This is a genomic window from Pararhodobacter aggregans, from assembly GCF_003075525.1.
Lineage (GTDB): Bacteria > Pseudomonadota > Alphaproteobacteria > Rhodobacterales > Rhodobacteraceae > Pararhodobacter > Pararhodobacter aggregans.
The window spans coordinates 1-10,449 of the sequence record NZ_QDDR01000026.1 but is presented as its reverse complement, the minus strand read 5'-3'; the positions used below and the strand labels follow the sequence as shown (position 1 = coordinate 10,449).

Annotated in this window: 6 protein-coding genes, 1 tRNA gene and 1 pseudogene; 3 read left to right on the top strand and 5 right to left on the bottom strand. The window is 66.5% G+C overall.

Translation table 11 applies throughout. The features are described 5' to 3' along the window. Positions 1-49: 49 nt before the first annotated feature. Together DDE23_RS24725 and DDE23_RS25670 are read left to right on the top strand one after the other, a co-directional pair. Positions 50-126, top strand: a tRNA-Met gene (locus tag DDE23_RS24725). Positions 127-488: 362 nt separating this feature from the next. Beyond that, a pseudogene (locus DDE23_RS25670) lies at positions 489-1,349 on the top strand (beta-keto acid cleavage family enzyme). 40 nt (positions 1,350-1,389) lie between these two features. Here DDE23_RS25670 and DDE23_RS24710 read toward each other — a convergent pair. The 5 genes from DDE23_RS24710 to DDE23_RS24690 all read right to left on the bottom strand — a co-directional run bounded on the left by DDE23_RS24710 (position 1,390) and on the right by DDE23_RS24690 (position 6,609). Continuing rightward, positions 1,390-2,787: an aminomethyltransferase family protein gene (locus tag DDE23_RS24710; protein WP_107755216.1), complete on the bottom strand. Its 1,398-nt coding sequence runs from the start codon at positions 2,785-2,787 to the stop codon at positions 1,390-1,392. Between the two features lie 29 nt (positions 2,788-2,816). Further along, the gene (locus DDE23_RS24705; RefSeq protein WP_107755215.1) at positions 2,817-4,124 is read right to left on the bottom strand and encodes a TRAP transporter large permease; all 1,308 of its coding nucleotides are present in this window, start codon (positions 4,122-4,124) and stop codon (positions 2,817-2,819) included. Between the two features lie 3 nt (positions 4,125-4,127). Then, positions 4,128-4,670 (bottom strand): TRAP transporter small permease, encoded by a 543-nt coding sequence (locus tag DDE23_RS24700; RefSeq protein ID WP_107755214.1) that lies wholly within the window; start codon positions 4,668-4,670, stop codon positions 4,128-4,130. A gap of 51 nt (positions 4,671-4,721) precedes the next feature. Continuing rightward, complete coding sequence (locus DDE23_RS24695; protein ID WP_107755213.1) at positions 4,722-5,729, bottom strand: TRAP transporter substrate-binding protein; 1,008 nt, start codon at positions 5,727-5,729, stop codon at positions 4,722-4,724. Between the two features lie 253 nt (positions 5,730-5,982). Further along, complete coding sequence (locus DDE23_RS24690) at positions 5,983-6,609, bottom strand: TetR/AcrR family transcriptional regulator (RefSeq protein WP_107755212.1); 627 nt, start codon at positions 6,607-6,609, stop codon at positions 5,983-5,985. Positions 6,610-7,455: 846 nt separating this feature from the next. Between DDE23_RS24690 and DDE23_RS24685 the strand changes: the two genes are divergently transcribed. Continuing rightward, a partial coding sequence (locus DDE23_RS24685; protein ID WP_192883754.1) for a beta strand repeat-containing protein occupies positions 7,456-10,449 on the top strand: 2,994 nt, incomplete at its 3' end.

Sequence of the window (10,449 nt, the reverse complement as noted above, 5' to 3'; positions counted from 1 at the left end):
AATCTCTCTCTACCTTCGATACTCAAAACCTCCGAACCGACAACCCTGGCGCGGGGTGGAGCAGCCCGGTAGCTCGTCAGGCTCATAACCTGAAGGTCGCAGGTTCAAATCCTGCCCCCGCAACCAACCTCAGCGAACCCTCATGAAACGCCCAAACGGGCGATTTATGCGTTCCGGAACCCCGCTGACGCCGAGCCCGAACTCAGCCCGCCGAAGCCCCCCAAGTCCCCAGAACAACCCCAAAACCCCGCAGCCAGCGGGGCTTTGGCCGTTCAAAACAACCAACTCAACAACAAAAAATACCGCGGCGGTCCTTCCGCCACTCCGGTGTCATCCCGTAAAGACGCTCCGCCAAAGGCAATAACGTTCTCCCCAGACAACGAACCAAACCGACCGTCCGAAAAGCATCGCCTGCATCCGGCCGGTCGGGCCAGGGTGCGCCTGCCGCAGGCACCGGCCGTCCGGCATATCTGCCCCCTGAGGGTCCGATGAACGAACTTTGCATCATGGTCGCCCCGAATGACGCGCGCCGCACATCGGCGGACCATCCTGCGCTGCCGGTCACGCCCGCAGCTTTGGCCCGGACCGCCCGCGCCTGCCAGGATGTGGGCGCCGCGGCGGTGCATCTGCATGGGCGCGACGCTGCGCTGCGCCATTCCCTCTCGCCGCAGGCCTACCGCCAAGCCATCGCCGCGATCGGGGAGGCGGCGCCCGGCCTCGTGATCCAGACCACCACGGAAAGCACCGGGATCTTCGGGCTGGACGCGCAGCTCGAGGCCGCGATGGCGCTGGCGCCTGCCTGCCTCTCCTTCGCGCTGGCTGACGTGCTGGCGCAGGGCGAGGCCCGGGGCATCGCCGTGCTGCGCGATCTGCAGGCGGTGGGAACCGGGGTGCAGATCATCCTCTACACGCCCGATCAGATCCGCGAATGAGCCCGTCTGATCGACACGGGTTCGCTGCCGGTGAGTGGTCAGCCGCGGCTTATGCTGGTGGCGGGCCGCCATTCGGCGACGCTCGATTCCGACCCGGCCGAGTTCGACACTCTCCATCAGGCGCTGGTCGGGACCGGGCTGGCCGCGGCCGCGATGTGGATGACCTGCGCCTTCGGCCGGGGTGAAATGGCGATCCTTGAACGCAGCATCGCGCTGGGGGGCCATGTCCGCGTCCGCTTCGAGAACGCGATCACCGATGCCGAGGGCCGCCCCGCCCGCGACAATGCCCGGCGTGTCGCGATGGTCGCGGCCATCGCCCGCAGGCTGGGCCGCGAACCGGGGGGGCGGGAGGTCGCGCGCCATGTCCTGGGCCAGCGTGCCGGGGGCGCGCTGCTGCACAGGGCCTCGGGCGCCTGACGCCCCTGCTGTCGCCGGCAGGGGCGCCCCCTCGCCCACGTCAGATGACGGCGCGCAACTTCTCGCGGGCGACCTTGGAATAGGGCGCCTCGCAGACCCGGGCGCGGATCTGCGTCTGCTCGTGGCGCTCCACATGCGGCTTGCGCGAGCCGCCGCCCACTTCGCCCCAGGTCAGCAGCACCTCGGTGCCGGGCGTGGCGTGTTCCTCGTCGATACCGCAGAGGGACAGCAGGCTGCGCTCGTTGATGTTGTAGCCGCAATATTGCGACATGCCGACGCGCGCGCCGCCGCCGCTCAGGATCTCGTCCGCCTGCGGCCAGCCCCAATAGGCGGTCGGCATCTCGATGGATTTGTAGAGCGGCCCGTCCTCGAATTGCGAGCGCAGGACGCGCATCACATCCTCGCGGTTCCATTCCAACACGCGCTTCACGCGCCTGGGTCCCTTCAGGCCCGCCTCGATGGCGTCACGGCCGATGAAATCATGGTCGAACTTCACCAGTTTCTCGTAGCCGAGGGCCGAGGGCGTCCAGTAGTAATCCTCGATGTTCTTCGAATAGAGGCTGCCGCCCAGCTGCATGTTGGCCTCCCAGCTGTCGGCGGGCAGCCACTCGCGATAGGCGCGGTTCTCCTCGCCGGTATAGATGCCGGGCAGCGGATAGGGGATCCAGGCGTTCTCCAGCGGCGTCGAGTAATAGGTCCGGGTGCCCGAGCGCAGGATGCCGTATTTCTCGCCCGCTGCCATGATCGCGTCGCGCACCCGGTCCATATCGGCATAGGGTCCGCTGATCTCGGCCCCGGCATGGCCCGCCATGCCGTGCCGCAGCACATGCACGCGGCAGCCGGCGATGGTGACGTAGTCGGTGTGGAAGAACTTGATCTCGGGGAAGCCGCCCTCGCAGACCTCATCCAGGATGGCGCGGGCATTCGGGCCCTCGATCTCGAACCGGTATTTCTGGCGCTTGCCGTCCTTGGTGTAGGGCGTCGTCGGTTCGAAGCCGATCTCCACGTCATAGCCGCCGGTCTCGCCGTGGAAGCGGATCCAGTTCAGCACCGGCATGCCCGAGATCAGCTCGAATCCGTCCCTTTCGCCATAATAATGCAGCACGCAATCGCCGACATGATGGCCGCGCTCGGTATAGGCGATGTACTGCTTGCCGCGGTTGGTCGAGAGGTTGGCGAAGCTGCAGGGCGACAGGTATTCCAGCAGCTTTCGCGCGTCGGGCCCCTTCACCGTCAGAACCGGCATGTGGTGCGACTGGTCGAACAGCACCGCGCTTTCGCGCCAGGCGCGCTGCTCGTCCTTCCAGTTGGTGTATTCCGGCGCGATCAGCGTGGCGAACAGCCCGGTGCGTGACTTGTGATACTGCGAGATCGTGTCGTTATAGAGGTAATCGACGAAATCCGGCTTGGAATCCATCAGCGCCTGAAGCGATTTCATGAGGGTCTTCTCCTTGGTTTTGAAGGGGTTCAGCGGAACTGGTCCGGCAGGAAGGTGACGATCCCGGGGGCCAGCACCATGACCAGCATTCCCAGCAGCGTGAGGCCGACGAACATCCACGAGGCGCGGAAGATGTCGCGCATGGCGACCTGCGGGGCGGCGGCCTTCAGCGCGAACATGACGTAGCCGAAGGGCGGCGTGATCGCGCCCAGGGTGATGTTGATGAGGAACAGCACCCAGAACCACACCGGGTCGAAATCATAGACGCCCAGGATCGGCACGTAGATCGGGATCAGGATCAGCATCAGGCCCAGCTGGTCGATGAACATGCACAGCACGAAGGGCAGCAGCATCAACAGGAACAGCATGACCCAGGCGTTGACCTCCAAAGTGGTGACCAGCCGGGTCAGCCCGCCGATGGCGCCGGTAAAGGCCAGAAGCTGGGTGAACATCACGGCGCTGACCAGGATCAGCAGGATGACCGAGGCCAGTTTCGCCGCCTCGGCAAAGCTGTCGAACAGCATGCGCAGGCTCAGCTTGCGATACCAGGCGGCGGTGACGATGCCGCCGACCACCCCGGTCGCCGCGGATTCCGAGGGGGTGGCGATGCCCAGCATGATCAGGCCGATGACCATGAAGATGATAAGCGTGAAGGGCAGAAGCCCGGCCAGCGCCCGCAGCCGGTCGCGGGCGGTGACGATGACCGGCTCTTCCTCGGGCGCGAGCGCCGGGTTCAGCCGTACCCGGATCAGGCAGGCCGCGACGAAGAGGACCGCCAGGAACAGGCCCGGCCCGACCCCGCCCAGCAGCAACGAGGAAATCGACACATTGGCCAGCGTGCCGATGATGATGGCCAGCAGGCTGGGCGGGATCACCGGGGCCAGGCACGACCCGCCCAGGATCGTGCCGATCGACAGTTTGGTGTCATAGCCCTTGGCCTGCATCACCGGCAGCAGCGACCGGCCCATCATCGCGCCGACCGCCATGGCCGAGCCGGACAGCGCGCCCAGCACCGTCGACAGCGAGATCGACAGCACGTATTGCCGTCCGCGCATCCGGCCGACCAGCGTGTCGATACTGTCCATCAGCACCTGCACGCAGCCCGACCGGAACAGGATCTCGCCCAGCAGGATGAACAGGGGGATGGTGCCCAGCGACGCGGTGGTGCCGGTGTCGTACATCGAATTGATGACCATGCCGAACCCGGCCGGGCCCATCAGCCAGAAGACGCCGGTGACGATCACCGCCAGGAAGCCCAGGAAGATCGGCATGCCGGTCATGAACAGCGCGACCAGAGCGATCAGGCCGATGGAGAGGGGGATGTACCAGTCCAGCATGGCTCAGACGCTCCCGCCGGGTTGGGGCGTGACATCGCCCGGACGGACGAAGGACAGGGGCCTGAGCGCCGCATGTCCGGTCAGCGCGCGCAGGAAATACAGGGCGGAACCGGCAAAGGCCCAGGTGATCCAGACCGACATCCACCAGACCGGAACCGGGTGGTTCTGTTCCGTCAGGATGCCCATCGCCATGTGGCGCAGGGTTTCGGACCAGGCCATCCAGGCGACGAAAGCGCAGATGACCGTCCCTGCCAGCGCGCCCAGCTTTGCCAGCGGGCGGCGCAGGGCGGGGACCAGCTCGGGCAGGACGTTGATCTCGATATGCGCGGCGGCGCGGGTCGCATGCGGCACCATCGCGAAGACCGAGACGCAGAGGATATTGGCGAAACTGTCATTCGCCCAATCCAGCGGGCGGCCGAGGAAATAGCGGGCCACCACCTCGGCGCAATAGATCGCCACCATGAGGAACAGGCCGAGCGTGCCGATCAGGAAGCCGGCATCGGTCAGGCCGTCGTGCAGACGGCCCAGTCGGGCGGGAATCGTCATGTCTGTTGTCCGGTTGGGGGCCCGGCCATCGGTCGGCCGGGCCGTCTGCCGTTATTCGGCGTCGCCGTGCTGGCGGGCCATCGCGCGCAGAGCCTCGACCCGTTCCGCCGATTGCGCGTTGCCATCGAGCGCCGTCTGCCACGAGCCCGCTGCCAGATCGGCATTGACCCGGGCGGCGATGGCCTCGGGCAGCGCGGTCTCCTGCATGCCCAGCTCAAGGAGCGCGGCGATGGTCTCCTCGGACAGGCGCGAGAGTTCGGCCGTGCTGGAACCCTCGATCTGGTGCCCGCAGTCCAGGATCACCTGCTGATCCTCGGCCGCGAGCCCGTCGAACCGCGCCTGGTTCATGGTAATCAGGAAAGGCGAGGTGCCGAAGCGCGGCCGCAGCATGTAGCCGGTGACCTCGTGCATGCCCAGCCGCTGCATCCCGGCGATCGGATAGGCCGCGCCATCGACCACGCCGCGTTCCAGCGCCGAATAGATCTCGCCCCCCGGCACGTTGACCAGCGAGCCGCCCAGCGGCACCACCAGCGGGGCGTAGTAATTGTTGCCGCGGATCTTCAGCCCGTCGAGCGGCCTGTCGCCCTCGACCACCGGCTGGCGCATGACGATCTGATAGAAATCGCCCTCGCCGGTCCCGGCGGTGAAGGCCACCAGCCGCTGGCCGAAGCGCTGCATCTCCTGATCGGCGAAATCCCAGTAGCCCCGCGCGCGCCACAGCTCGGAATCGGGCGGCAAGGCGAAGAAGGCCGAGGGCACGCCGGTGGTGCCAAGGAAATAGATCGGCGTGGTGAAGCCAAGGTCGAAGATCCCGCGCGATACCGGGTCGAACTGCTGGTTTGGCGGGATCACCTCGGGGCCCGATTGGGTGATGGCGATGCGGCCCGCCGATTGTTCGGCCACGCAGGCGCCAAAGGCCGCGGCGATGGCGACGGTGCCGTCGAACCTGTCGTCCCAGCCGCCTATCATGCGCAGACTGACCTCCTGCGCCCCGGCGGCACCGGCCATCAGCCCCAGTGCGACAAGCGCTGCGCCCCGTTTCACGGTGTTGATCGGCATTGAACTTCCTCCCTCTCATGGCGCCGCGACGGACCGCGGCAATGCTGCGCCCTGCGCCCGGGGAACCGGGCGGGACAAAGGCTTTCACATGTCGCGGAGCCAGCCTTTACCGCCGCCCGCCGTCTCCCGCGGCGGGGGGGAATCCGTGCCGGATTCCGTGATGCGATTCGCTGGCAAGCGCCTCCCTGTCAGAAAACCTAGCGGCTTCCTTCCGGCATTGCAACTTACAAGGAGTCGTGCTGGTAAGTTTGCGTCACCCGGTCAGGGCTGCGGCCAGGGCGGCCGGGGCGATGCGCCGCCAATCCTCGATCACGCGCTGGCGGTCCATGTCGTAGGGCAGCCAGGTATCGACCATGAACATGCCCCGCATCAGGTGCAGCGACAGCTCGACGAAGCGGCGCGCGGCCTCGCGGCTGTGGCCGCTCTCGGTCAGGATCTGCGTCCAGATTTCGTCAAGCTTGCGCCGCGCATCCGAGATGATCGGGAACACCACCTGCGCCAGGTCGGGATCGGCGCGGCTGGCAATCAGGATCTCGATCTGCGCGGCATAGGCTGGATTGAAGAAAAACTGCTCCGAGGCCGCCAGGAAGGTGCTGACCGGATCCTCCTGCCGTTCGGGCCCGGCGGCGAAGCGGCGGGTCTCGTCCACCGCCTGATCCATCGCGTGCTGACAGGTCGCGGCCACCAGTTCCAGCCGACGGGGGAAGTAATGCTCCAGCGCCCCGCGCGACAGACCGGCCTGCGCGGCGACGCGGCTTGAACTGAAATTCGCATAGCCCTCGCGCGCCAGGATCTCGGTCGCGACATCGAGGATCGCACCCAGCGAGCGTTCTCGCCGTTCGGCCTGGGTGCGCCGTCTGGGCGGATTGGATGGGGGCATCGCAGCACGTCCTTTCCCCGCGGGCTCTCCGTCGGGCCGACTTTCTAGACCGGATGAGGCAAGGATGCGATCTATAGATCACGCCGGTCCGTGGTAAACCGGGAATCCGGAAGGCGGGGGGAAATTCCGCCTTGCCGCAAGGGGCCCGAGCGGCGGTTCTGCCGTCCGCAGATTGACCCGAAACTGGCCGGTCTGCGGGCGCCCCCGGATGTGTTGCAGCCCGGATGTGTTGCAGAAAGACATAAATACGCAGTTGAGATGCAAAAAATGTTCCAAGTCTTGCGCGTGTTCACGTTTTTTGTTCCCCAAAGACACTTCACTTATTAAAGATAGGGTCGAAATTCAGTCAGACCGGTCGAGAGAAGCATGCGATTTCACGTTGGTAATGGTGTCAGGGCTTGTCTCGCATCCGCTGTGGCAGCAGTTTTGACGCGCGGTCTGAGCGTCGGCTTGCTGGCCCTCGCGCTTCTGTCTCCGGCGCAGGAGGCACAGGCGAACAACTGGAGCGATCCTTTCGTGGTCCTGTCGTTCGTGCCTGACGGTCAGTGCATGCGCGGACTTAACGCCAACGCCACGTCGACTGAAATACGAGCCCAATGGAGCGCGTTCAACACGGACTCGAGTCCTGGCCGCGGTCTGACCTTGGCCGGATGGTATGCCGCGAGTTCCGGGTGGGCGTCTGCGGCTAGCGGCAGCAGTTACTCGAATGCTCCTGTCGGCCAGCTTCCCCAGCAGACGACCATCTACGACATTTACGACCATGCGCTGGAAGGAAACCTGTATTACGCCGGCCTTTACGATGCCTTCGCCTGGGGGCCCGTATGGTCGGAGAACCATTCGCCTCTGATGCCAGCAGACCGGGAAGGCCCCGCCAACGGCGTTTCCGGTCTGGCGGTGCTGAACGTCACGTCGGACCCGGATTGCAACCGACCCATTGTGTCCAACACGTCGCTGCCCAATGGACGGCAGGGTCAATCCTACGGGCAAACCATCTCGGTCTCGGGCGGGACTTCGCCCTACAGCTACAGCGTCAGCGGCCTGCCCGCGGGGCTGAGCCAGAGCGGCTCTGTCATCTCCGGCACGCCGACCGTCCAGGGCACTTTTTCCGTGGTGGTCCGGGTTACCGGCCAGAACGGCGGCTATGAGGAGAAGACCCTCAGCCTGACGATCGACCCGCCGCTCTACACCGCGCTGATGACCGGGCACCCGCAGGCCTTGACGTACACCAACCCGAACCCCAGCATCGCCGGGGCGAATGTTAGCTTGGCCGTGTATCTGGTCTCCTCGAGCGGCGTCGTGTGGCCCACGGGGACCATCACCGCGACCTCGGGCGGATGGAGTTGTTCGGGGAGCCTCACTCAAGGGGCACCAGCATTTCGGTCCCTGCTTGAGGCCGCCTGTCCGGCGCTGCCTGTGGGCACCCACTCGATCCTGGTCAGCTATTCGGGTGATAGCCAGCACACCCCGAATTCGATCACCATTTCGCATACAGTCGTGCCGGCGGCGCCGACGATCGCCTCGATCTCGCCCCCGGCGCTTACCATCGGCGGCGGCACCTTCGTCATCACCGGGACCAACCTGTCGACCACGACCAGCGTCACCATCGGTGGTATCGCCGGGACCGTTACCGTCAATTCCGACACGCAACTGACCGTCGCCACCGCGGGGACCACGGTGGGCACCAAGACGGTCGAGGTCACCACGGCCGGCGGAACCGCGACCGGTAGCCTGACCTTCTACACGGAGACCGTGGTCACCACGGTCTCGACCTACACGCTCGCGGCCTCGGGCGGGACCACGGTGACGCTGGGCGGCACGGGTTTTGTCGGCATCACTTCGGTCACGGTCGACGGCACTGCCGCGACCTCGTTCAGCATCGACAGCGTCACCTCGATGAGCTTCGTCGCTCCGGCCGGCAGCGGCGGCTCCATCATTGTGCGGCTGGTCAAGGAGGTGGTGTCGGGCTTCACCTCCCAGCGCAATCTCTCGGGTTTCGCCTATGCCGCTCCGCTGACCTGGGTCACCACGAGCCTGCCGGACGCCACCCTCGGCAGCGCCTACAGCCAGAGCGTCAGCGCCACGGGCGGGATCGGCGCGATCACCTACGACGCCACGGGCATCCTGCCCGTCGGCCTGGCCCTCTCGAGCAGTGGCACGATCAGCTGGACCCCCGCCACCACCGGCACCTTCTCCCTTGATCTGACCGCAACGGCCGGAGTCGAAAGCACCCCGACCACCCTGACGCTGACCGTGACCGCGAATCCGCCGACGCTGACCGGAATCACGCCGAACAACTATGCCAGCGTGAACGCGCCCACCACACGCAGCCTGATCGGCACCAACCTGACCGGGGTCACCGATGTGACCCTCGCCGGCTCGTCGGTCAGCTTCACCCCGGTCTCGAATACGCAGATCGACCTGACGCTCCCCGCCACCGCCGCCGACGGCGCCGCCACGATCGAGGTGACGACCCCGGGCGGCACGGCCACGATTCCCTTCTATTTCTACCGCCCCCTCACGGTCAGCTCGATCTCGCCCTCGACCCTTCCCGCCTCGGGCGGTACGGTCACCATCACCGGAACGGGCTTCACCGGCGCCTTGGGCAACGTCTCGTCGATCCTCGTCGGCGCGGTCAACGCCGGCACGGCGACCAATATCACCGTGGTGAACGATACGACCATCACCGCAACCTTCCCGGCGCGCGCGCCCGAGGTCGGGGCGCGGGTCTTCCTCTCCAAGCCCGCGAGCCCGAGCCTCATGTTGTTGGCTGATGGCACGGTCACCTACGCCGCCGCGCCCTCCGTCAATCCGGGCCTCTACGCGGCCGAGTTCAGCGGCAATGCCACGCTGACCGGCGTTGATCTGGATTATGTGTCGAACGCGACCCTGGGCGGCGCTCCTGTCTTCTTCACCGTCCCCAATTCCGGCCAGCTGCAATTCACCGCGCCGGCCAGCGGTACGCATGGCCTCAACACCCTGACCCTGACGGTGCCCGGCGGCACGATCAATGTCGATGTCTACCTCTATTCGGTGCCGGTCCTGAGTTCGGCCACGCCTGCGCAAGGCGCCTCCACCGGGGGCGAGACTATCACGCTGGCGGGCAGCGGATTCGTCGGCGCCTATGACCTCGTGGTCTCCATCGGCGGGACCGATGTGACCGCCACCGTGGTCAGCGATACCCAGGCGACCTTCGTCACCCCGGCGCTGATCGCCGGCCCCTATACGGTCCAGCTGAGCAAGGGCATCACGCCCTCGACCAGCTTCTGCTGCTCGGTGCAGGTCGCCTTCAGCCTGTTCGATCCCCCGGCGCTGAGCGTCGCCAGCCTGCCGGACGGCCAGGTCGGCGCCGCCTATTCGCAGACGATCACCGCCACCAGCGGCGCGACCCCCTATGCCTTCGCCGCCACCGGCCTGCCCGACGGGCTGAGCATGAGCAGCGCCGGCACGATCAGCGGCACCCCGACCGAGGCCGGCACCTTCAGCGTCACCCTCACCGTCACCGACAACAATACGCTGCAAGACAGCCTGACCCTGCCGCTGATCATCGCCAAGGCGGGCACCAGTCTCTCGCTGGATTCCTCGGTGAACCCGGCGGTGCTGGGCAGCGGCGTCACCTTCACGGCGACGCTGGCCGGGGGCGACGGGCCGACCGGAGAGGTGAGCTTCTTCGACGGGGCGACGCTTCTCGGAACCGGGACGCTCACGGGCGGGGTGGCGACGCTGACCACCGGCGCGCTGAGCACCGGCACGCATGAGATCACCGCGCATTACGCCGGGGATGCGAACCACGCGGCGGCGACCTCGCCGGTCCTGAGCCAGGTGATCGCGCCGCTGAGCCCC